This window comes from Phyllobacterium sp. OV277, assembly GCF_900104355.1.
Lineage (GTDB): Bacteria > Pseudomonadota > Alphaproteobacteria > Rhizobiales > Rhizobiaceae > Phyllobacterium.
This window is the reverse complement of record NZ_FNIY01000003.1, coordinates 292,794-313,078: the sequence shown is the minus strand read 5'-3', so window position 1 is coordinate 313,078 and position 20,285 is coordinate 292,794. Positions and strand designations below refer to the sequence as shown.

23 protein-coding genes and 1 tRNA gene are annotated in these 20,285 nt (G+C 53.0%); 12 read left to right on the top strand and 12 right to left on the bottom strand.

Annotated elements, in window-relative coordinates:
- Window positions 1-210 precede the first annotated feature (210 nt).
- The 9 genes from BLU05_RS26435 to BLU05_RS25965 all read left to right on the top strand — a co-directional run bounded on the left by BLU05_RS26435 (window position 211) and on the right by BLU05_RS25965 (window position 4,554).
- Entirely contained in the window at window positions 211-1,332 is a 1,122-nt protein-coding gene (locus BLU05_RS26435; protein WP_244518336.1) for a hypothetical protein, read from the top strand.
- A 9-nt stretch (window positions 1,333-1,341) separates the two neighbouring features.
- A complete protein-coding gene (locus BLU05_RS13380) occupies window positions 1,342-1,998 on the top strand; it encodes a hypothetical protein (protein ID WP_091880722.1) in 657 nt (218 codons plus the stop codon).
- A 107-nt stretch (window positions 1,999-2,105) separates the two neighbouring features.
- Window positions 2,106-2,765, top strand: coding sequence for a lysozyme family protein (locus tag BLU05_RS13375; protein WP_244518335.1), 660 nt, complete (start codon window positions 2,106-2,108; stop codon window positions 2,763-2,765).
- Between the two features lie 4 nt (window positions 2,766-2,769).
- On the top strand, window positions 2,770-2,949 hold the full coding sequence (locus BLU05_RS13370; RefSeq protein ID WP_091880721.1) for a hypothetical protein: 180 nt from the start codon (window positions 2,770-2,772) through the stop codon (window positions 2,947-2,949).
- Window positions 2,949-3,188 carry a hypothetical protein gene (locus BLU05_RS13365; RefSeq protein WP_091880719.1) on the top strand — a complete coding sequence of 80 codons (240 nt, stop codon included), beginning with the start codon at window positions 2,949-2,951 and terminating at the stop codon, window positions 3,186-3,188. The genes BLU05_RS13370 and BLU05_RS13365 overlap by 1 nt, the downstream gene beginning before the upstream one ends.
- A complete protein-coding gene (locus BLU05_RS26210) occupies window positions 3,166-3,321 on the top strand; it encodes a hypothetical protein (protein ID WP_175540603.1) in 156 nt (51 codons plus the stop codon). The genes BLU05_RS13365 and BLU05_RS26210 overlap by 23 nt, the downstream gene beginning before the upstream one ends.
- On the top strand, window positions 3,321-3,686 hold the full coding sequence (locus BLU05_RS13360) for a DUF1515 family protein (RefSeq protein WP_091880718.1): 366 nt from the start codon (window positions 3,321-3,323) through the stop codon (window positions 3,684-3,686). Before BLU05_RS26210 ends, BLU05_RS13360 begins: the two co-directional genes overlap by 1 nt.
- Window positions 3,687-3,901: 215 nt before the next feature.
- Window positions 3,902-4,162: a hypothetical protein gene (locus BLU05_RS13355; RefSeq protein WP_091880716.1), complete on the top strand. Its 261-nt coding sequence runs from the start codon at window positions 3,902-3,904 to the stop codon at window positions 4,160-4,162.
- On the top strand, window positions 4,159-4,554 hold the full coding sequence (locus BLU05_RS25965) for a hypothetical protein (RefSeq protein WP_139210446.1): 396 nt from the start codon (window positions 4,159-4,161) through the stop codon (window positions 4,552-4,554). Before BLU05_RS13355 ends, BLU05_RS25965 begins: the two co-directional genes overlap by 4 nt.
- Window positions 4,555-4,750: 196 nt before the next feature.
- Here BLU05_RS25965 and BLU05_RS13345 read toward each other — a convergent pair whose 3' ends face one another.
- The 6 genes from BLU05_RS13345 to BLU05_RS13320 form a co-directional block, all read right to left on the bottom strand.
- Window positions 4,751-5,218 (bottom strand): hypothetical protein, encoded by a 468-nt coding sequence (locus BLU05_RS13345; RefSeq protein ID WP_091880713.1) that lies wholly within the window; start codon window positions 5,216-5,218, stop codon window positions 4,751-4,753.
- The gene (locus tag BLU05_RS13340; RefSeq protein WP_091880712.1) at window positions 5,211-5,750 is read right to left on the bottom strand and encodes a type II toxin-antitoxin system HicB family antitoxin; all 540 of its coding nucleotides are present in this window, start codon (window positions 5,748-5,750) and stop codon (window positions 5,211-5,213) included. Before BLU05_RS13340 ends, BLU05_RS13345 begins: the two co-directional genes overlap by 8 nt.
- Window positions 5,747-5,995 (bottom strand): type II toxin-antitoxin system HicA family toxin, encoded by a 249-nt coding sequence (locus BLU05_RS13335; RefSeq protein WP_091880710.1) that lies wholly within the window; start codon window positions 5,993-5,995, stop codon window positions 5,747-5,749. The genes BLU05_RS13340 and BLU05_RS13335 overlap by 4 nt, the downstream gene beginning before the upstream one ends.
- Before the next feature lie 990 nt (window positions 5,996-6,985).
- On the bottom strand, window positions 6,986-7,795 hold the full coding sequence (locus tag BLU05_RS13330; protein WP_091880709.1) for a hypothetical protein: 810 nt from the start codon (window positions 7,793-7,795) through the stop codon (window positions 6,986-6,988).
- Entirely contained in the window at window positions 7,792-8,499 is a 708-nt protein-coding gene (locus tag BLU05_RS13325; RefSeq protein WP_091880707.1) for a hypothetical protein, read from the bottom strand. The genes BLU05_RS13330 and BLU05_RS13325 overlap by 4 nt, the downstream gene beginning before the upstream one ends.
- Window positions 8,500-8,647: 148 nt before the next feature.
- Window positions 8,648-9,751 (bottom strand): hypothetical protein, encoded by a 1,104-nt coding sequence (locus BLU05_RS13320; protein WP_139210444.1) that lies wholly within the window; start codon window positions 9,749-9,751, stop codon window positions 8,648-8,650.
- A gap of 108 nt (window positions 9,752-9,859) precedes the next feature.
- On the opposite strand from BLU05_RS13320, the gene BLU05_RS13315 reads away from it, so the two are divergent.
- The gene (locus BLU05_RS13315; RefSeq protein WP_280139035.1) at window positions 9,860-10,174 is read left to right on the top strand and encodes a helix-turn-helix domain-containing protein; all 315 of its coding nucleotides are present in this window, start codon (window positions 9,860-9,862) and stop codon (window positions 10,172-10,174) included.
- Between the two features lie 73 nt (window positions 10,175-10,247).
- Here BLU05_RS13315 and BLU05_RS13310 read toward each other — a convergent pair.
- A tRNA-Pro gene (locus BLU05_RS13310) sits at window positions 10,248-10,324 on the bottom strand.
- A gap of 246 nt (window positions 10,325-10,570) precedes the next feature.
- On the opposite strand from BLU05_RS13310, the gene BLU05_RS13305 reads away from it, so the two are divergent.
- Complete coding sequence (locus tag BLU05_RS13305; RefSeq protein WP_091880703.1) at window positions 10,571-12,817, top strand: AGE family epimerase/isomerase; 2,247 nt, start codon at window positions 10,571-10,573, stop codon at window positions 12,815-12,817.
- Here BLU05_RS13305 and BLU05_RS13300 read toward each other — a convergent pair.
- On the bottom strand, window positions 12,814-13,455 hold the full coding sequence (locus BLU05_RS13300; RefSeq protein WP_091880701.1) for a TetR/AcrR family transcriptional regulator: 642 nt from the start codon (window positions 13,453-13,455) through the stop codon (window positions 12,814-12,816). The two genes, BLU05_RS13305 and BLU05_RS13300, sit on opposite strands and share 4 nt — an antisense overlap.
- 85 nt (window positions 13,456-13,540) lie before the next feature.
- Between BLU05_RS13300 and BLU05_RS13295 the strand changes: the two genes are divergently transcribed.
- Window positions 13,541-14,734, top strand: a complete 1,194-nt coding sequence (locus tag BLU05_RS13295; RefSeq protein ID WP_091880700.1) for a serine hydrolase domain-containing protein — start codon at window positions 13,541-13,543, stop codon at window positions 14,732-14,734.
- A 33-nt stretch (window positions 14,735-14,767) separates the two neighbouring features.
- Here the strand turns inward: BLU05_RS13295 and betB are convergent, their stop codons facing one another.
- From betB to betI, 4 genes are all read right to left on the bottom strand, one after another.
- Complete coding sequence (betB, locus tag BLU05_RS13290) at window positions 14,768-16,231, bottom strand: betaine-aldehyde dehydrogenase (RefSeq protein ID WP_091880698.1); 1,464 nt, start codon at window positions 16,229-16,231, stop codon at window positions 14,768-14,770.
- Window positions 16,232-16,457: 226 nt separating this feature from the next.
- Entirely contained in the window at window positions 16,458-18,107 is a 1,650-nt protein-coding gene (betA, locus tag BLU05_RS13285; protein WP_091880697.1) for a choline dehydrogenase, read from the bottom strand.
- 9 nt (window positions 18,108-18,116) lie between these two features.
- Complete coding sequence (gene betC / locus BLU05_RS13280; protein WP_091880695.1) at window positions 18,117-19,640, bottom strand: choline-sulfatase; 1,524 nt, start codon at window positions 19,638-19,640, stop codon at window positions 18,117-18,119.
- Window positions 19,637-20,230, bottom strand: coding sequence for a transcriptional regulator BetI (betI, locus tag BLU05_RS13275; protein WP_091880694.1), 594 nt, complete (start codon window positions 20,228-20,230; stop codon window positions 19,637-19,639). Before betI ends, betC begins: the two co-directional genes overlap by 4 nt.
- Window positions 20,231-20,285 lie beyond the last annotated feature (55 nt).

The following is a 20,285-nucleotide window of genomic DNA, read 5'->3' as shown; positions in this document are numbered from 1 at the left end:
AACCCCACGCGAAGTCACCTGAAAATTTGCTGATGAACCAAGACGCGCCCTGATTAATAGCAATCATGACGGCAATGAAGACGACAACGCAGCCTATTTGAACAGCTCTTACCATGGCGCTCAATATGGCTGAAAGCCGCTAAAAAGAAAATCCCCCATCACTAGCAATATCAGCCGTTCGTCAGGGCGCGCTTATCTATGGAGAATGCCATGCCTCGTACAGGTGGTATCTACACCGCTCCGGCTGGAACAAAAGGTGTTCCAAACACCACAATCCAGTCAGCGCCGTACAACGCGCTTGTTGACGATCTGGTAGCCGATGCGAACGCGGCCCGACCCATAACAGCAGGCGGTACGGGGGCGACAAACGCCACTGATTCCCGTGTTAATTTGGGAGCGTTCGGTGCTGCCGATCTGCTGGCCGCTCCAACAAAAGCAATCCCTGTCGACAATGATAGCTTGGTTATCCTTGACAGCGAGGATACCCAGAAGCCAAAGCGCGTTCTCTGGTCAGTCATCAAAGCCCGGTTGAAAGCTTTCTTTGACCCGATTTATCAGGTTACGCTTGCGAATGTGCCGAACATCGAGCTTAACAGTGGGCTGACGGCTAATTCGGGATCGTTTATCGATTTTCATTCGGTGTTTCCTGCCACCGATTTTGATGCTCGCCTGATCCGCAATGCGGGAGCGAACGGAACCTTCGATATTCTCAACAATGGCGAAGGCCAAATGCGCTTCTTCGCCAATGCTGGTTCCTATTTCAACAAGGCAATGATTGTAAATGGTCGCGTTACTGGCGTCGGCGAGTTTATGGCGCAAGCGGCCTCCGCCGCTGGTAACGTTCATTTTTATATGATGGACGCGGATGGTTTCACGACGCGCGCCATTCTTTATGCACAGGCTAATAGATCGGCAATCCTTGCAGTGAATGGTGGCAACGTCGGTTTTGGCTTCAATAATGACGGGAGTTTTACTGCTCCGGGACGCCTTGTCGCCGGAAGTTCTTACATGCAGACCGACGGCAACATCGGGGGAACGGCCTACACAGGCGGTAGCGTCATGACCCATATCGACAGTCGCGCGTCAGCCTATGCTGGCAATGCTCAATCTGCCGCCATTAATGCCAGCATTATCGATAGCCGCATGGCCGGTAATATCGAAGTCGCAATCGCTACCAACCAGACGCAAACAACAGAATTGCATACGTCAGGCTACGTCCTCACTCGAATGAGCAAGAACGGACAAGGGCAGTTTGGTATTCTATTCGGCTCCCGTCAGCCGCAACTTTATTGCACCAACAAAGGTGGCTGGTACGCCGCCTTCAATTATTGAGGTAGTGAGATGAAACATTTCGGCAAATTGCGAAGCACCATTGAAACTATCTCTATCGTGACGCCTGAAGTCACAATGGAAATCCCGGAAACGCGAGATGAAAATGGGGTAATAACCTCCCCAGCCCAACGCATTGTAATTTCACCAGAACGCACCAGTAATGTTCTAATAATGGTCTTGCGAAATGCGGACGGCGTTGAGTGGCACGACCTGTTCAAGCAATATCCTCATCCATGGTACATCGCCGTTCAGGACGATGGCACGATAATCTCCATGGAAAGCGATCCGGAACAGTCGCAAATCCCTGATGTGTCAATCTGGGGCATTGATGAAACATTCGGCTTTACACGCGGCACCGGCGGCACAGTTTATGGCAAGCGCTGGAATGGAGCCACCATTGTTTCAGCGCCGGTTACGCCATTGGGTTTGGCACTTGATCCTGATCAGTTTTACAGCTTGCTTGATGGCCTTGGAAAGATTGATCAGTTCATGGGGGGAATTGAAACCGTAACGCCGACAGCAAAAAAGCTAACCTGCCGCAATCAGTTCAACAACTCTACTATGTTCACGTGGGATATGGTTCTCATGGCGCTGGTTGCCCCGAAGGTTTGGGGCGACGCATGGCAAGATGATCTTTCCTCCGCTTGGATAGCGGCTGCCGTTTAATCCGGCCCGCCAATTACTCAATACATAGGCGGACCGGACCATTCTACTGGTCTCGGCAGAGGTCAGCCTTTCGACGCTAATTCCCAAATCTAAATAAGGATTTAACCATGGACAGAACCGTACCCAAGGGCGCGGCGATCCTGCTTGACTTTATTGGTGATACCGAAGCGCCAAAAGGCTATGGCACGATCTACGGCAACAATCAGGGTAAGCTCGGAAGGCCCATCACCAGCATGACGCTGGGCGATATAATTGACGCTCAACCAGCATGGTCAAAGGCTTTCAGATCGTCCGCGACAGGACGCTATCAGTTCATGCGGGCGACCCTACAGGATTTGTCGCGCGAGCTGGGCCTGCTTGGTACTCAAGTGTTTAACGCCGGCTTTCAGGATCGGCTCGCCTATCATCTCTTGAAGCGCCGGGGATATGAAGCGTTCATGTCTGGCGCGATCAGCCGAACCGAGTTTGGCAAGCGGCTGGCGCAGGAATGGGCATCCTTCCCGGTTCTGGCTGCCATAAAGGGCGGTTCGCGTCCCGTCAGTCGCGGACAGTCCTTCTATGCCGGTGATGGCCTTAATAAGTCGCTGGTGAAGCCTGAGACAGTCGAGGCGGTTCTTGACCGCGTGAAGGCGGCAGAATCAGCGCCGATCACTCCCGCACCTGTCGAACCAGCCACACCACAACCCACACCAGAACAACCGGCAAAACCTCAATCGCTCTTCGCGATCCTCGCGGGTCTGTTCGTGCGCCTATTCAAGAAAGTTTAATCCCATGACTGCCACGAAATTCTGGGTCGCGTTCATCATCGGCCTGATTGCTTTCATCCGCGCTTTGTTCGGCATTGATCTGGGCATGGATGATGCAACCATCAACACCATCGCCATCGCCGTACAGGGATTTCTTACTGCTCTGCTCGTCTGGGCATTCCCCAACCATCCAAAGGAAAAATAATGGGCACGATTGTTTCCCTCATATCGGGCGGCAATGGCCTGCTGGTCGCGCTTGGCGTGTTTCTGGCCGGTCTTGTCGCCGCATTCCTCAAAGGCCGCTCTGTGGAGCGCAGCAAGCAGAATGAAAGGAATTCCGATGCTCTTCAAAACCATTACAAAGATGTCGCTGATGCTGTCGATGCTCGCAGCCGCTTCAATCCTGACGGGGTGCGGAACGATGACCCTTATCGGCGCGACTGATCCTGTCAAAAAGGATGTGTGCGGCAAGGTGTTTAGCCCGGTGACGTATTCCGGCCGGGACACACCCGAAACCCAGCTACAGGCCCGCCGGAACAATGCGGCCTATGACAGTTATTGCAAGGCACCGCGCTGATGGCACCAACTAGTCTGAATGACATCTACAAGGCCATTGGCACGCTATCGGCTCAGGTGGAAGCCTTGCGGCGTGACATCGATGGGTTTGAGCGTCGGGCCGGTGCGGAAAACCGTGAAGCTGATGAAAAACGTGCGGTCGTTCATCGGCGCATGAATGAGATCATTTCAGAGGTTTGCGACATAAAAACCGATATCGCGACGATAAAAGACGACGTGGTCGATGCAAAGGCTGTGACGGATGACGTTAAGAAGTGGAAACTAATGGGGATCGGGGCGCTCGGGGTTGTTGGCATAGGAGGCACGGCACTTGGGGTCAGTCTCGCAAACTCTTTTGAATGGCTGGCGAAACTGTTTCATAGGTGAATCTCTGTTCTACCGCGTACCTAAGCATTGAAAACTCGTCCGCTATGCAAGTCGGAGTTAACGTCATAAGAACCAAATCATAATAGCGTTATCGTGATAGGTCTTGCAGAAGCGCAGGAATGATTTATCTGTGGTAATCTCAGACGGCATCGTACATCATCGCGTCCGCAGCGTAGCGTTTGGGAACTTAACCGCGTTCACATGGTTGGGATAGCATGTCTGTGTATTTAATTATCACTCAATCCGATCGTCCTGATTTGACTGAAGTGATCAAATCCAAATTTCCTGATGATTACAGGGTTATTGCACCCGCTCAATGGCTCGTTTCTGCCGATATGACGCCACAGTCGTTGTGCACTCAACTCGGTGCAAATGAGGGAGCGTTCGGCAGGATTATGGTTTCTGCTGTAGGCAGTTATTATGGGTGGCATGAAAAAGATTTGTGGAATTGGCTCTCGTTGAAGGAGAAAAAATGAGAAAAGGCGCAGCGCCATCTCCTCAGCAGGTTGTAGGCACCCCACCTTCAGACGGACGTCCTGCGCAACCGTTATCAGGTGAAAACAACTTTCATGTCATGCAATCTCTGATGGAAATCCAGAAGGATTTGGCAAGCCTGAATACAAAAACTGACAGACTCATTGTGGATGTAAATAAAAACGATGACCACATAGACAAAGTTCGTGGAAAAATTTCCCGATTTGAAGGCATTGGAATATGTGCGCTTCTGCTGGTTTCGATATTCGGAGGTTTCATTTGGTGGCTCATCGGTGGTCAGATCACACAATTGAGAGATCAATTGTATCAGTATCAACGCGAAGTCGCGCCGACGTCAACAAAGCCCCCAACAGCTCCACCGCCTACAGGATAATTTCACCTATATTCTATAAAGCCCCGCATCTGGAGATAGGAGGGCATTTACGCGTTAGCTCTTAAACCTAGTCCAGCCGCTGAATGTGCCTTAAATGAATCGAGGCCCGGCAGCGACTGCTTATCGAAGGTAGGCGATTGCCACGCCCCATGCCGATCCCGGTGTTCTTGGGATGCTACACAATGGTGGGTTCAAGTTAATCCCGCAGTTCCTTACGGGTGGCGCGTTTTGATTTTTTGGCCGTTTTAACATGCTCTACGTCCGGAATTGACGGTAATGCCGGTAGTTCGAGCTTCGTCTGGTCGTTAAGAAGTACCATCAAACTATTAAACTTCGACCATACGCCTAATTTCGTAATGTTTTCAGCGGCACGAGTGTTTTCAGCCGGGGTATCAGTGGATATGAAAACCGCAGCATAAGTTGCATTTATCGATTGTATGCGGTCTTCGGTGCCAACGACAGTTTTTCCACATTGGATTTTTGCTTGAAAGAACACTTTATCAGGCTCAACCAATTGTAGTTCACTGATAAATACTCGATAGAATGGCTCTGTATTTTCGTCTTCTGTATTTACCAAATCGAACTTAACCACTGATTCGATGTTCAATAGGACAATGGTGGGATTGCCAGCAGAGTAAGTTAGCCCCTGACTTTCTTTAGGCATGTGTCGATCTCTTTTGTGAAGCTGCAAACCGAAATGCAATCGCTTCGTCTTTTGAAACGGAACGAATATTAGGCTGCAGCAGTCTCACTGCATGATGTGCAGCGGCTATATGGAACGCTGGAGTTTGCTCACTAATAAGAGTTCTGAGAAAAACTATCTCACGTTGATCGTCGACACTCGCACTCCTTGTTGCCGCTAGATTTCCTCCAAATTCTAACTTCTCAATTACTGCAGACGATATCCAGGCGTTCAGTGAATCACCGGCCTCAGCCGCCGCGATTGCCGCTCTGCGGTGATTGTCTGGAGAAATCCTTATGTTCAAAGAACCTTTAAATGGCTTGGACGGTTCCTTTTCCAGTTCTCGGCAATCAACCAAGTACTCGTCAATTATACGTTTCAACGTCGGTTCTGCATCAGACGCCTTATCACATTGACCAATCAGAACGTCATCAAGGTGCAAAACTTTGACAAAGAGCACCCCATCCTCAAATTCAACTGAGGCTTGGTAACCCTTATACTGTAAGGTTTTCATATAAGACCTCGATCATTCAAATGTTCGCGTACTTGTCTAACCACGTAAGGCAGCACCTCGTTTCCGGGATGCGGTTCATGAATCGCAATTACTGCCTTCGTATCTGGATGAAAGAATTTACGAGCGCTGCCGCTCCCATTTTTCTCTTCATATCCAAAACTACGCAAAATTCTCGCCAAATCTTTATATGGGAACGGTCCATTGCAACCTTTCAGCGCAGCGACGAGTTTGTCAGAACGTGTCATTCTAACTCGCTACACTAATGTAAGCATCCTTGGCACAGTTGCAACTACTATTTAGTTGCACTGTGCGAGTATGGGGTTCAATGGTATTTTTCAAGTTAAAATCTCATCGTCGATTCACTATCTCAAATTTGCAATTAAATTCGTTTTATCGTCAAGGTGATAAGGGAAGAAAGGCGGCGATATTTGTTAAATCATCGGTTGGTCTAAAGTAAATCGTTCGAGTCAGAAGGTATTTCATTGACGATATCCGGTGTGTTGTTGCGTGGCGAATTAACTTTCGTCGAAACTGGCCACATAGTCATCAGTTCAGCAGGGGATGGCTTCAAGAGGTCATTTGGGTTAGGCTCGATTTTGGCTATCCAGCGCTGTCAGCGACTGCTAATCGAAGGCAGGCATTTACCGGGCGTCTATCTGCTTTCCTGCAAGCAAGAAAGTACACGGCGTTCTGACAAAGATCATGTGGTTGTTTGTTTCCAGCATGATCCTTGGGTTTGTAGCGGTTTTGTCAACGGTGGGCTGAGAGTGCCTTATCCCTGTTATGGCTACATCTAGTCGCATTAACCGAACTCGATTGTCGGCGGTAACGATAAAACCTCACTCTGGAAAATTTCAGTATTTTGTGGAAATTCTGTTATGAAGTGCATATCTAGTGGTTGTGATGGGAACGTCTTTTTGAAGACTGGTGCAAATTGGAAACTATTCGTTAGCTAGTTTGTTGTAGTTGTACCCGATTGGGAATAATTGGGTGTTGACATCACGATTCCTATATGGCTGATGGTGTTTATAGAAATTTGGACAGCTCATATCTAAGTAAATTCTTTGCATGCTCTCAAATGGAACTTATAGCTATAAGCATTTGGAAGCCGACTGCAGGGATGACGGGTGGCGGAGAGATCGACTATGTCGTGATCTGACATTACCGAACCGGTGTTGAGAATTTGAGCTTAGATATTTGAGTTGAAATTGGGCGCTTCGGTGCCCAATTTCTTTTTATACTACATAGTCATTAGGAAACATGTTCAGATGTTCACAATTGCCGGCAGTTACAGAGTTTCCATGGCATCCAATAAATTTATGCGAATGTAGCGATCCATCGCTCCCCAACGAGACATTATAGTGCCGTTCGTTGCAGTAAGGTAATCCGAGCCTTAATTTTGCACTAACTAAGCACTGCAGGTTATGATTTCCCCCTTCAGTTTCTTGTTTCGCGTGAATTTCGTGACCATAAGAAAAATGATATCCTCTGGCGTCGACAAAATATTTGTCGTTATAAGATCCTCGCTTTTTAGGAAACTCTAACATTCTTAAATGTTTAAGCAGCGCCTCTAACTCTACTGCAAACTGGAAAGTTCGATCGCTGAATTTAGTTGTAATTTTCTTCCAAGAATTAGAAGCTTCTTCATCAACAAAATTCTTTAATGGCAAGAGTAATGCCTTGCGGTTTCCCATCGGTTCAAAAGTCTTGGCCACGGCATGAATACGCTTAGTCCAAAATGTGATGAGTCGTGACAGCTCGGCAGCGATGGTTCTTACACCAAGCTCAAGTAGGCTAAACGGGACACCTACCATATCCAATGATTGTAGATTTTTCTCAGTTAGCGCTACAAATGCATAGTCTTCGTTCTGCTTTACAAGATCCGCAATGAATTTATCTTCAGAAGGCTTATCAGGATAGGTAAAGAATTTATAATCAATATTGTACTTTTCGCGAATTTCCTTGGGAACCATCCCAAGTTTTGTTTCGCCAAAATATTTTTTTATATTGTGTGTTGCAGCATAAAGAACAAAAGCTATTTTCATTTTTGTGCAAGTTTTAAGATGATATCAAACGGAATTTCTATGCGGCGCAGATCACTTTCGCTTAAGTTACTAAATATCTCAAAAAACGAATTCTTCGGTGAGTTTTGTTGTTCCCTGATGTAAAGTTTCTCAATCGCAAGCCCGTTTACCTCCGCCCATTTATGTATATTCTCGCTAACTATTCTGGCATCATATAATAGTCCTGTCCCATCCGTTATTGATTCAGCTGGAATTGCTCGATGTCGGGGTGAAGGTGGTCCATCTTCCAAATCAACAAATCGGAGCGCATCATCCCCAATGTCCAAAAAACGCTTCAAATCTGTTTGAACTGGCTTCACAAATGCAGCCCAAATGGATGGCTTTATTCTTTCCTTAGATCTGCTAGCCGCCGTCGAGTCAGTGACTGTCGATTCTTCGGTGCGTGTTTCCGAAGTAACAAAGCTGAATTCTTCGCCTATCGGAATCAAGCCAGTCTTTTGTGGTTGAAAAGGGTGGGTAACAATTACGACCTTATCAATAAGTTTAGTTGCTATGTATTGTCGCAATTTCAAAGGTGCAATCGTGGTGCGATAATCCGCAATCTTCGCAAGATCGCTACCTAATGTGCTCAGGAGGAGAGGAGCTTTGTTAATGGACCACATATCAATTGTGGACGTCACAATGGTTGAGTCCAGATTTTCTGCGCCCCAAGAGCTTTCAGCCATTTCTAGCCATCCCCTAATTTTATGATTTGATTTGTAGCCATTTCTTCACCTATCACACAAGTTGTATCTTGATCCGGCAGGGCGGTCATCGCGGTTTTAATTTTCCATACGATAAGAGGTGTCTTGTCAAACTACCTATAAACGGCTGTCAATTGTCCCAATAGTTTTGCTTTGGCGGCGGCTCCCCTTCAGGATCTGCCAAGTTATCGGGTTCCGGGAACAAATCTTTTTCTACCAACGATTCTTGAAGACGCTCTACGGCCGTTTGTTTTTCAAGTGCAGAAAGACGTTCCATGGCCCACTTTATCATTCTGCTATAGTCTGGCGCACCGGCATCAGTGTCGGGAATCGCCCCTATCGTCTGTTTAAGTTCATGTACTTCATGTCTGGTGCGCGCCACAGAAGTTAGGAACTCAAGGCGCAGTTCTTCTCTCTTCTTTCGCTGCTCGGCCAATCCTCGCCGATGCGCCATGTGTTGTCGTATTCGTGCCTCTTCACGTTTACGATCGTCGTGTTCTTTTTGAACTGTAAGATTTATGCGGTAGCTTTTGACAATCGCGTCGACACAGTCTTCGATCTTCTTGTCGTCCTCATCCACCCAGTTTTTGCGAATCCCTTCGGCATTGCCAAAAATGCGGAATGCTAACCGTCCGACGTAAACATTTTCGTAGCTCTTCCAGCTTTCCCTGTCTGCAACGACCCTCTTTTTGGGGCTTGTGATTTCAAAGTCCACGTCAGCGTTGTCATTAATAAATTTTACTCGGCTCCCAGCGCCTGAAAACGAAATCCCAAACGGCTCAAACGCAAACGCGAGTGTGCTCAGGAAAGCGATTACCCGGCCAACGCTATCGCGATGAATTTTTATCCAGCGCAGTTGGACGGTGCCCTCTCTATCCGGCGTAACTTTTTGAAATTCTGCGGCGTAAGCTTTCACCGACGGGTGCAACTTGTTCAGAGGTGCTGCCTGTCGCGATGCTGGTTCGTTGTTATTGGGTTGCGCCTTCTTCGGAGGAGGAGTCTCGTCCGCCAGTTTCTGTTGTGCCGATTGAGTTGCCGCGATAGCAAAGGCCACGTACGGATTTACATCCCGCTTGAAGTCGCCGATGTGAACGGTCTCCAACTCTGGAGTGTACATTTCCCGCAAAGGCGTTTTTGTAGCACTCTGGCCAGCTTCAAGCTTTGCCCAATAACCTTTTCCCGGAACCGGAATCAGATTGCGTTGGCAAATTTTGGCTAGGCCTTTGTCGGACATGCCAAACTCCTCGGCGAGCTTTACGATAGGTGTCGACCAAACACGTTCATAGAGTTCACGCCGCGTGTAGACGGTATTTTTATCAGACATTGGATGCTACCGTGATGAATGGAAAAATCTGTGAGACCAGTAGTCTACACGCCGAAGATGCTAGCGCAACGATGGCAGTGTTCGGAGCGCCATATCCGCAACATGATCAAAGCAGGATTAATACCGGCGTTCAGGCTTGGCGGAAAGCTGGTTCGCATTGGTGGCGATGATGTTTTGAAGATTGAGGCCAGCGCATCAGCCGAAATCGATGCGGATGTCGGGCCCTCAACTGTTCAAATATCCGCCATTGTGCCCCAGGCACAGCAGCTTCCATATCGAATGGATCCGTTGAAGCGAGCGAAAATATCCCGCTTGAGAAAGAGCCCGAAATGAATGTGTTGGCTTCAATCCGTGGGGAAATCCGTGGGGTAGAAATAGTGGGGTAGTCCAAAGTGCCCGGAAACACTGGTCGGAGTGAGAGGATTCGAACCTCCGACCCCGTCGTCCCGAACGACGTGCGCTACCAGGCTGCGCTACACTCCGTGACCAGCGATGTCGGGCTATATACCGCCGCGTTTTTGTGCCCGCAAGTCGTTTCGTCAGCACTTTTTGAATTATAGCGGTGCAAACATAAACCATGTTCTGGAAATGGCGGAACCGGTCTTGTGATCGTCAATGAAAGTCTTGTATCGATAAAACACAGGCGATGCGGTGTATCGCAAAGTCTGCCGAAAGATCGCGAATTGTATATCGGACGAGATATCGACTGAAACAATGAGGTTGCATGCAATGACGTCGGGAATGAAGCGTATTATCAGCTTTGTCATGAGTGGTGGTGTCGGTTCAAGGCTTTGGCCTTTATCGCGTGAAGACTTTCCAAAGCAGTTTCACAATCTTTCCGGTCAGGGCTCGATGCTTTTGCGCACCGTCAAGCGCATGAGTGCGCGGGGCGGCGAAACCTCCGTTCCTGTCTATCTGCTTGCCTCCGAGCGTCATGCGGACAGGATCAGCCAGGATCTATCCGGCGTTGATCTGGCCGGGGGCCGCGCGATTCTTGAACCCATGGGGCGCAACACGGCCGCGGCCGTGGTGCTGGCAACCGAGATTACACTGCGTGAGCATGGCGATGATCTTGTTCTTGTCGTTCCGTCCGATCATGAAATCACCACCGATCGTGACTTCTGGAATACGATAGAGGCTGGCACGGACGCTGCCATGGCGGGACGAATCGTCGTCTTTGGCATTCAGCCTGACAGGCCGGAAACCGGTTACGGTTATATTGAGGTCGGCCCCGGGGATGACAATACGCGCGACGTGATCCGGTTCGTGGAAAAGCCCGATGAGAAAACTGCGATTCAATATCTCGAATCGAAGAACTTTCTCTGGAATTCCGGTATTTTTCTTTTCCGCGCCAGTGCCATGCGCGATGCATTCCGGGCGCATGCGCCGAAGATCTGGGATGGCGCCGTTGCAGCGCTTGACGAAGCGACCAGCAATATCTCCGGCACCTATCTGCCGCATGATCTTTATGCGGAAGTGCCGTCCATCTCCGTCGACTATGCAATCATGGAGCACGCGAAAGATATCGCGCTGGTTCCTGCGCGGTTTCGCTGGAATGATCTGGGCTCATGGCAATCGCTTCTGGAAGTCAGCTCGACCGATGGCAGCGGCAATGTGATTGTCGGTGATGTGGTCGCTATCGACTGTGAGAACAGCTATCTGCGCAGCAATGGCCGCCTGCTTTCCGCCATCGGCCTGCGTGATCTGGCTGTTGTGTCGACCTCCGACGCGACATTTGTTGCGCCCGTGACCGAAAGCCAGAATGTCCGCAAGATCGTCGAGCAGCTGGAAAAGACCGGGCGGCTTGAAACCAAGTTCACCCCGGCGCAGGACCGCCTGCCGCAGGTGGGTGCCTATGAAAAGCGGGTGCGCCACTGGCTGTTTGAAGAAACATTGCCGCTCTGGTCCACGGTGGGCGTTGATACGCGCTATGGCGGCTTTCACGAGGCGCTGACCTTCGATGCCACGCCGATCACCCGGACAAAACGCATGCGCACCACGGCGCGGCAGATTTATGCTTTTGCCGTCGCCCACGAAATGGGCTGGGATGGTCCGGCCAATGATCTGATCGACCATGGCATTCGCTTCATCACCGCCAACGGCCGGACGAAGCGTGGTGGCTGGGTAAAGACCTTCAATCCTGACGGCACGGTTCTCGACGGGGCTGAGGATGCCTATGACCAGTCCTTTGTGCTTCTGGCGCTGGCCCATGCGCATCGTGCGGGCCATCCGCAGGCGCTGGGGCTTGCCACGGAAACCTTTGCCTTCATTGACGAATATCTCGCCGATTCAAAGCTGCGTGGTTTCCTCGAAATGCCGGGGGATACCGGTCTGCGCCGTTCCAATCCGCATATGCATCTGCTGGAATCATTTCTCGCCTGGTACGATGTCACTGGCAACAGGGATTATCTCCAACGTGCAGCGCGTATCGTCGATCTGTTCCGCCATCACTTTTTCGATGCGGAAACCTGGACGCTCGGCGAATTTTTTACCGATGACTGGGAGCGGGCACCGGGTGAGAAAGGCGAATGGACGGAGCCGGGGCATCATTTCGAGTGGGCCTATCTGCTCTCCAATTTCGCCGCCGCGTCAGGCCAGAAAGATGTCATCCGCTATGCGCGCAAACTCTATGCTTCGGCCATCGCCAACGGCCTGAACCGCACAACGGAACTGGCCTATGGCGCGGTTTCCCGTCATGGTTTGCCGCTTGATACCAATTCACGCAGCTGGCCGCAGACCGAAGCGGTGAAAGCGGCTATCGCGCTTGACGGCAATGGTGGGCCTGACCTGAAGCCTGAGGTAGAAGCACGGGTAGGGCGGCTGTTCCGCTGGCATATCGAACAGGCGCCCAAAGGTCTGTGGATTGACCTGATCGATGAAAAGGGCCGGGCGCGGGCGGAAGATGTGCCCGCTTCGATCTTCTATCATCTGGTCTGTGCGCTCACGCAATATGTGGATTATATCGGCAAGGCTTAGTCTGAAGCTTTTTCAGGCCAAGCACTCATCGCCGTTTCTGCAATCGCCGTTAGCTCATCGACCGTCGCGCCATCATGCGCCTGCACCGACATGCCCTGAATGATGGCGCCGTAAAACCGCGCCAGATGTTGAGCATTGGTCGAGGCGGGCACCTCGCTATCCGTTATCGCCCGTTGCACGAGGCCGGTAAGAACGCCAAGCGTGGCGCTGCGCATGGCTGCAACCTTATCTGCAACGCTCTTGACATCAGGCGCGCAGGAAAGTGCGGCCGTCGAGATCATGCAGCCGCCGGGACCAAAGACAAAACTGGAGGCGGCACCATGGAGCAGGCGCGAAATGGTGCCCTTTGCCGTTTTTTCCTCTGCGAGTGCTTCGGTGAAATAGGCACCGGGGCCGATCTTGTAGAGCGACAGCACCTCCATATAAAGCTCTTCCTTTGATCCGAACGCCGTGTAGAGGCTGGGCGGTGTAATGCCCATGGCCTCCGTCAGATCGTTGATCGACGTGCCCTCATAGCCGCGCTGCCAGAACAGCATCATCGCCTTGTCGCGCGCCGCTTCACGGTCAAAGCTGCGCGGACGGCCACGCCTGCGGGCGGGCTCTTCAGGGGAATTGGCGGAGTCTTCAATTATTTTCATAGTGACCACTAATAAATTAGTTGACAGGAAAGAAACGCGTGTTAGTTCTTTTATATAGTGACCACTATGAAAAAGGAACAGGTCTATGAACATACCAGTTGCCGCTACTCTGACAACACTTGCTGCGAACACGCCAGGGCTGACTGTTGAGGCCGATTTCAAGAGCCGCCTTGATAAGGTGATTGACGAAGCCATTGCCGACCAGACCATAGTGGGCACGGTCATTCTGGTGGCCGAAGACGGCAAAATCGTCTATCGCCGCGCCGCCGGTTTTGCCGATCGCGAGGCAAAGACCCTGATCAAGGAAGATGCGATTTTCCGCGTTGCCTCGCTGACCAAGCCTATTGTGGCTGTTACGGCGCTGCGATTGGTGGAAGAGGGCAAGCTGAAACTGGATGATCCTGTTACGACTTATCTTCCGGATTTCCGGCCAAAAACAGCCGATGGCCGGGAAGCAGTCATCACGATCCGCCAACTCATGAGCCATACATCTGGTCTGACCTATGGCTTTCTCCAGCCCGCCGGTGGCCCTTATCTCAAGGCCGGTGTTTCCGATGGTCTCGATCAACCCGGACTTTCCATCGAGGAAAATCTCCGCCGCATTGCCAGTGTGCCCCTGTCCCATAAACCCGGCACCGCATGGGGTTATTCGGTGGGCCTTGATGTGCTGGGCGCTGTCCTGGCCAAGGCAACGGGCAAATCCCTGCCGGAACTGGTGAAGGAGAATGTCACCGGCAAGCTTGGCATGGATGACACCGGCTTTACCGTTACTGACCGGGCAAGACTGGCTGTGGCCTATGGCGACGGCGAACCGCCAGTGCGTATGGGCAAGTCCCATAGTGTGCCGTTCTTCGATGGCGGGGTCAGCTTTGCACCGGACCGGATATTTGATGCCGCGTCCTATGCTTCAGGCGGCGGGGGCATGGCCGGAACCGCCGATGATTATATCCGCTTCCTGGAAGCGTTGCGTGGGGGCGGTTCCCCCTTGCTCAAGGCCGATAGTCTTAAACTTCTGGAAAACAGCCAGATTGGCGATCTTGTTCTGGATGTCGCACCTCCCGGCACGGGTTTCAGCCTTGGGTTTTCTATCGTGAAAGACCCGGCAGCGGGAGGCTCACCGCAATCGGCAGGAACATGGAGGTGGGGCGGGGTCTATGGCCAGTCATGGTTTGTCGATCCAGTGCGCAAGCTGACCGTCGTCGCGCTGACCAATACCGCTTATGCGGGCATGATCGGCGCATTCCCCGATGGGGTCCGCGACGCCATTTACGGCAAATGATTGAAAAGGCGGGGCATGCCCCGCCTTTCGTTTTTAGTAGGGGCTTTCGACGTTGCCTGTCTCTACATAGACGGACTTGATCTGGCTGTAGTGATAAAGTGCCGCCAGACCGTTTTCACGGCCAACGCCCGATTGTTTGAAGCCGCCGAACGGCATTTCCACCGGTGCCAGATTATAAGTGTTGATCCAGCAGGTTCCGGCCTTCAACTGGCTGATGACGCGGTGGGCGCGGGAGAGGTCTTTGGTGAACACACCGGCGGACAGACCGAATTCTGTGTCATTGGCGCGGGCGACCACTTCGTCCTCATCGTTGAAATCAAGAACCGCCATGACAGGGCCAAAGATTTCTTCCTGCGCGATGGTCATCCCGTCGGTTACACCGGTGAAAATTGTCGGCTCCACATAGCAGCCCGCCTCAAAACCCTGCATTTTGGGAACGCCGCCGCCAAAGGCCAATGTTGCGCCCTCGGCCTTACCCTTTTCGATATAGGCAACAACCTTGTCGCGCTGTGCGGCATTGATCAGCGGTCCCAGATGAATTTCCGGATCAAGCGGATCGCCCAGACGGATAGCCTTGGTTCGGCTCACCAGCCGGTCGAGGAATTTTTCCTTGATACCCTTCTGGACAAAAACGCGGGTGCCGTTCGAGCAGACTTGTCCCGTCGAATAGAAATTGCCAAGCAGCGCACCGCCCACGGCATTTTCCACATCCGCATCATCGAAAATGATCAGTGGGGATTTGCCGCCGAGTTCCATCGTTGCGTGCTTCATGTGCGAACCGGCCTGCGCCAGTACCTTTCTGCCTGTTGGCACCGAGCCGGTCAGCGATACCTTTGCCACCAGCGGATGGTCGACAAGCTGCGAGCCGACATCGCCAAAACCCTGCAACACGTTGAACAGGCCATCGGGGAGGCCAGCTTCCTTGTAAATCTCGGCCAGCGCCAGCGCCGAAAGCGGGGTATTTTCCGAAGGCTTGAAGATCATGGCATTGCCTGCGGCCAGCGCCGGGGCTGATTTCCAGCCTGCACCCTGGATAGGATAATTCCACGCGCCGATACCGATACAGACGCCAAGGGCTTCGCGGCGGGTATAGGCATAGGAGCCGCCAAGCTCGATCATCTCACCGTTGAACCCGGCAATGATGCCGCCGTAAAATTCCAACGCATCGGCGGCGGAAGCCGGATCGGCTACCAGCGTTTCCTGAATGGCCTTGCCCGTGTCGAGTGTCTCAAGTTCGGCGATTTCCGCATTGCGCTCGCGCAACAGATCAGCCGCACGGCGCAAGATACGCCCGCGCTCCACCGGCTTCAGCGCCGCCCATGCGGGTTGCGCCGCCGCTGCGGCCTGCACCGCCTGCTCGATCAGCGCAGGCGTTGCACCAAACAGTCTTGCAATGATCTCGCCGGTTGCGGGATAGATGACATCCAGCGGCTTGCCCGCCTTGTCCTCAACAAAGCGGCCATTGATAAAATGCGATGCCTTGGGCTGCGCGCGCATGGTGTTCTCCTTGGGTTTATTCATCGATAGCTTATTTCACCTTGGCAGAGTTGTGCGTGGTTCGTGGTTCGTGGTTCGACAAGCTCACCATGAGGGACAGGGGTGATGAAAGGGAGTCAAGTTCTGCAAGTTCTGCACTCTTTGCGATTAGCATTGCATCACCCCTGTCCCTCATGGTGAGCTTGTCGAACCACGCACAGATCGTGCAAGGCAAGATCACCCGCCATCACCGGTCACTCACTTCCCAGCGCGGGTTAATCCACGGCTCCTGATTGGAACGCGGCAGGGGATCGCGGCCGAGAATGTGGTCGGATGCCTTTTCGCCAGTCATGATGGACGGGCCATTCAAGTTGCCATTGGTCACCCGCGGGAAGATGGAGGAATCCGCCACCCTTAGCCCCTCGACGCCAATCACCCGGCATTGCGGATCGACAACCGCCATAGGGTCATCAACCGCACCCATCTTGCAGGTGCCGCAGGGATGGAAAGCACTCTCCGCATGCTCGCGCAGAAAATCGTCAATCGCATCATCAGACTGCACATGCGCACCCGGAGAAATCTCCCGGCCACGATAGGGCGTCAGCGCCGCCTGTCCGAAAATCTCGCGGGTCAAGCGCACCGCATGGCGGAAATCAGTCCAGTCATCCGGATGCGACATATAGTTGAAAAGGATTTTTGGTTTCTCGAACGGATCGGATGAACGCAGCGTAACGCTGCCGCGCGATTTGGACCGCATCGGCCCCACATGCGCCTGAAAACCATGCCCCTTCGATGCCGCCTTACCGTCATAGCGAATGGCGGCGGGGAGGAAATGGTACTGGATATCAGGATAATCGACACCCGGTTTGGAGCGCACAAAGGCGGCGGATTCGAAATGATTTGTCGCGCCGTCGCCGGTTTTGAAGAATAGCCACTGCGCCCCGATCCGCGCCTTGGAGAATAGTCCGAGCTTTGAGTTGAGCGTGATGGGTTTGAGGCTCTCCTGCTGGATGTAGACCTCCATATGATCTTGCAGGTTCTCACCGACGCCGGCGCGATCCGCAACCACGGCGATACCATGCTCTTTCAGGTGCTTGGCGGGGCCAATGCCTGATAGCATCAACAGTTTTGGCGAGTTGATTGACGAGGCCGCAATGATCACCTCACGCCGGGCGCGGATGATCTCGGTCTTGCCGCGCCGGGTGATTTCAACGCCGGTTGCCCGTTGATTCTCGATGACCACACGCCGCGCGAAGCCATTGACCAGGTTAACATTCCTGCGTTTGAGCGCCGGGCGCATATAGGCATTGGCGGTGGACCAGCGGCGGCCATTATGGATCGTCTGCTCCATCGCGCCAAAGCCTTCCTGCTTGGCGCCGTTATAATCCTCGGTAACTTCGAAACCGGCCTCTCTGCCCGCATCGACAAAGGCGTGGAAAAGGGGGTTGTCACGTCGCCCGCGCTGCACATGCATCGGGCCATCCGTGCCGCGCCAACCGGCTTCGCCGCCATGGGAATGTTCCATACGCTTGAAGTAGGGCAGCACATCCGCATAGGACCAGCCCGTCGCGCCGCTTTCTGCCCAATGATCGAAGTCACGGGCGTGGCCGCGCACATAGACCATGCCATTGATGGAGGACGAACCGCCAATAACCTTGCCGCGCGGTGTGACCAGCGTGCGCCCGCCCAAATGCGGCTCCGGCTCGGAGGAAAACCCCCAGTCATAGGTGCTCATATTCATCGGGAAGGATAAGGCTGCCGGCATCTGGATGAACGGCCCGATATCGGTGCCGCCAAACTCGATGACGATGACCGAATATTTGCCATCCTCCGACAGGCGGTAGGCCATGGCGGATCCGGCCGAACCGGAACCGATGATAACGAAATCTGCTTCCATAGCTCTCACCTATTCGCCGCGCGGAAAGCGGGCGTTCTCTTCCAGAACATTCAGATCCATGTGATTGCGCATATAGCGCTCGGACGCCTTTTGCAGCGGCTGATAATCCCACGGATAATGCGAGCCGTTGCGCAGTGCCTCATAGACAATCCAGCGCCGCGCCTGACTTTCGCGCACCGCCGCATCATAGGCTGCCATGTTCCAGCGCGCCGTGGCCGCCGTCTGGAACTGGGCAAGCAGTTTCGCATGGGCGGGGTCACCGGCAAGGTTGGTCAACTCCTGCGGATCCGATTCAAGATCAAACAGTTGCGGCGGATCGATCTCGCAATGCACGAACTTGTACTGGCCATCGCGAATGCAGACGAGCGGGGCGTTGGAACCTTCAGCCGCATATTCCATCAGCACCGGCCCCTGCCGTTTGCCGCCCGCGATAACGCCGCTCAAATCCTCGCCATCGGTCCATGGTTTGACCGATGCGATGTCAAGACCGGCGAGCGCCGCCAGTGTCGGGTTGATATCGAGCGTCGAGACTGGCTGGCTGATCCGTTGCGGCTTGATACCCTGACCTGCGATCATCAGCGGCACGCGCGCGGAGCCTTCAAAGAAGTTCATCTTGAACCACAGGCCGCGCTCGCCGAGCATATCGCCATGATCTGAGGTGAAAACGATGATGGTGTTGTCGAGCATGCGCGTTGCCCGCAACACCTCGAGTATCTCGCCTACCTTGTCATCCACATAGGAAATATTGGCGAGATAGCCCTGACGCGCGCGGCGCACATTATCGGGTGTGATGTCGAACTTGGTGTAGTCGCAGGCCTGCATCAACCGCTGCGAATGCGGGTCCTGCGCCTCATAGGCAATGGGTGGAACAGCCGGTTCCAGCGCCGGGGAATTCTCATAAAGATCCCAATATTTGCGTCTGGCCACATAGGGATCATGCGGATGGGTGAAGGAGATGGTCAGGCACCACGGGCGGCGCGCCGCATCGTCTGACGTGCGCGACAGCTGATAAAGCTTTTGCGTGGCATGAAAAGCCACCTCGTCATCATATTCCATCTGGTTGCTGGTTTCGGCGATGCCAGCGCCCGTAACAGAACCGAGATTGTGATACCACCAGTCAATCCGCTCGCCCGGCTTGCGATAGTCAGGCGTCCAGCCGAAATCGGCGGGGTAGATATCCGTGGTCAGGCGTTCTTCGAAGCCGTGCAACTGATCCGGCCCGACAAAATGCATCTTGCCGGATAGGCCGGTGTAATAGCCTGCCCGGCGCAGATGGTGCGCATAGGTTGGAATGTCGGAAGCAAATTCCGCCGCATTGTCATAGACGCGGGTGCGCGATGGCAACTGCCCGGACATGAATGACGCACGGGCAGGGGCACAAAGCGGTGAGGCCGTATAGGTATTGGCAAAACGGGCTGAACGGTCGGCGAGGCCGCGCAGATGCGGCGCATGGATGAAATCAGCAGGGCCATCCGGGAACAATGTCCCATTCAGCTGATCGACCATCAGGATGAGTATATTCGGCCTTGTCATAGGGGCGCTCCGGCAGCGGCAAGTTTCGTCGTCACATAATCTTCCACAAGCGCGATTGCCGAGGCTGCCTCAGGCGCGCCATTGCGCAGCGCATGGCGGATATAGAGCCCGTCAATCATCGCGCCGGTGCCCTCCGCAATCTGTACTGCGGTGGCCCGGTCGGTCATGCGGCTGAGCGCATAGGCGAGATTGGAGTGCATGCGCCGCGCATAGACGCGCAAGAGACGGCGCGTTTCATCCGATTGCTGGGCGTGGACGTAAAAGGCCAGCCATGCGGCGACAGTCTGGGGTGCAAATTGCGAGGCGGAAAAGTTCACCGCAATAATCGCCGCAACGCGCTGGGCTGGGGTGTGTGCTGTTCCCAACGCCGCCCGCAAATCTTGTCCAAGTTCTTTCAGCAGATGGCGCATGGTGGCGAGGATCAGCTGTTCCTTGCCGCCGAAATAGTGATGTGCCAGCGCCGCCGACACACCCGCTTCATGGGCGATCTCCGCAACTGTCACATCAAGCGAGCCGCGCTGGCCAATCGTGCGAATAGCCGCATCAATCAACTCCCGCTTGCGCAGTGGTTCCATTCCGACTTTGGGCATGTGGGTAACCTCGTTCGAAGAAAATATTATTCTTGATTGACTGATCAATCAATAA

Coding starts and splice junctions, on each gene's coding strand:
- BLU05_RS26435 (WP_244518336.1), top strand. CDS start 211: ATGCCTCGTACAGGTGGTATCTACACCGCTCCGGCTGGAACAAAAGGT.
- BLU05_RS13380 (WP_091880722.1), top strand. CDS start 1,342: ATGAAACATTTCGGCAAATTGCGAAGCACCATTGAAACTATCTCTATC.
- BLU05_RS13375 (WP_244518335.1), top strand. CDS start 2,106: ATGGACAGAACCGTACCCAAGGGCGCGGCGATCCTGCTTGACTTTATT.
- BLU05_RS13370 (WP_091880721.1), top strand. CDS start 2,770: ATGACTGCCACGAAATTCTGGGTCGCGTTCATCATCGGCCTGATTGCT.
- BLU05_RS13365 (WP_091880719.1), top strand. CDS start 2,949: ATGGGCACGATTGTTTCCCTCATATCGGGCGGCAATGGCCTGCTGGTC.
- BLU05_RS26210 (WP_175540603.1), top strand. CDS start 3,166: ATGACCCTTATCGGCGCGACTGATCCTGTCAAAAAGGATGTGTGCGGC.
- BLU05_RS13360 (WP_091880718.1), top strand. CDS start 3,321: ATGGCACCAACTAGTCTGAATGACATCTACAAGGCCATTGGCACGCTA.
- BLU05_RS13355 (WP_091880716.1), top strand. CDS start 3,902: ATGTCTGTGTATTTAATTATCACTCAATCCGATCGTCCTGATTTGACT.
- BLU05_RS25965 (WP_139210446.1), top strand. CDS start 4,159: ATGAGAAAAGGCGCAGCGCCATCTCCTCAGCAGGTTGTAGGCACCCCA.
- BLU05_RS13345 (WP_091880713.1), bottom strand. CDS start 5,218: ATGCCTAAAGAAAGTCAGGGGCTAACTTACTCTGCTGGCAATCCCACC.
- BLU05_RS13340 (WP_091880712.1), bottom strand. CDS start 5,750: ATGAAAACCTTACAGTATAAGGGTTACCAAGCCTCAGTTGAATTTGAG.
- BLU05_RS13335 (WP_091880710.1), bottom strand. CDS start 5,995: ATGACACGTTCTGACAAACTCGTCGCTGCGCTGAAAGGTTGCAATGGA.
- BLU05_RS13330 (WP_091880709.1), bottom strand. CDS start 7,795: ATGAAAATAGCTTTTGTTCTTTATGCTGCAACACACAATATAAAAAAA.
- BLU05_RS13325 (WP_091880707.1), bottom strand. CDS start 8,499: ATGGCTGAAAGCTCTTGGGGCGCAGAAAATCTGGACTCAACCATTGTG.
- BLU05_RS13320 (WP_139210444.1), bottom strand. CDS start 9,751: ATGTCCGACAAAGGCCTAGCCAAAATTTGCCAACGCAATCTGATTCCG.
- BLU05_RS13315 (WP_280139035.1), top strand. CDS start 9,860: ATGGAAAAATCTGTGAGACCAGTAGTCTACACGCCGAAGATGCTAGCG.
- BLU05_RS13305 (WP_091880703.1), top strand. CDS start 10,571: ATGACGTCGGGAATGAAGCGTATTATCAGCTTTGTCATGAGTGGTGGT.
- BLU05_RS13300 (WP_091880701.1), bottom strand. CDS start 13,455: ATGAAAATAATTGAAGACTCCGCCAATTCCCCTGAAGAGCCCGCCCGC.
- BLU05_RS13295 (WP_091880700.1), top strand. CDS start 13,541: ATGAACATACCAGTTGCCGCTACTCTGACAACACTTGCTGCGAACACG.
- betB (WP_091880698.1), bottom strand. CDS start 16,231: ATGCGCGCGCAGCCCAAGGCATCGCATTTTATCAATGGCCGCTTTGTT.
- betA (WP_091880697.1), bottom strand. CDS start 18,107: ATGGAAGCAGATTTCGTTATCATCGGTTCCGGTTCGGCCGGATCCGCC.
- betC (WP_091880695.1), bottom strand. CDS start 19,640: ATGACAAGGCCGAATATACTCATCCTGATGGTCGATCAGCTGAATGGG.
- betI (WP_091880694.1), bottom strand. CDS start 20,230: ATGCCCAAAGTCGGAATGGAACCACTGCGCAAGCGGGAGTTGATTGAT.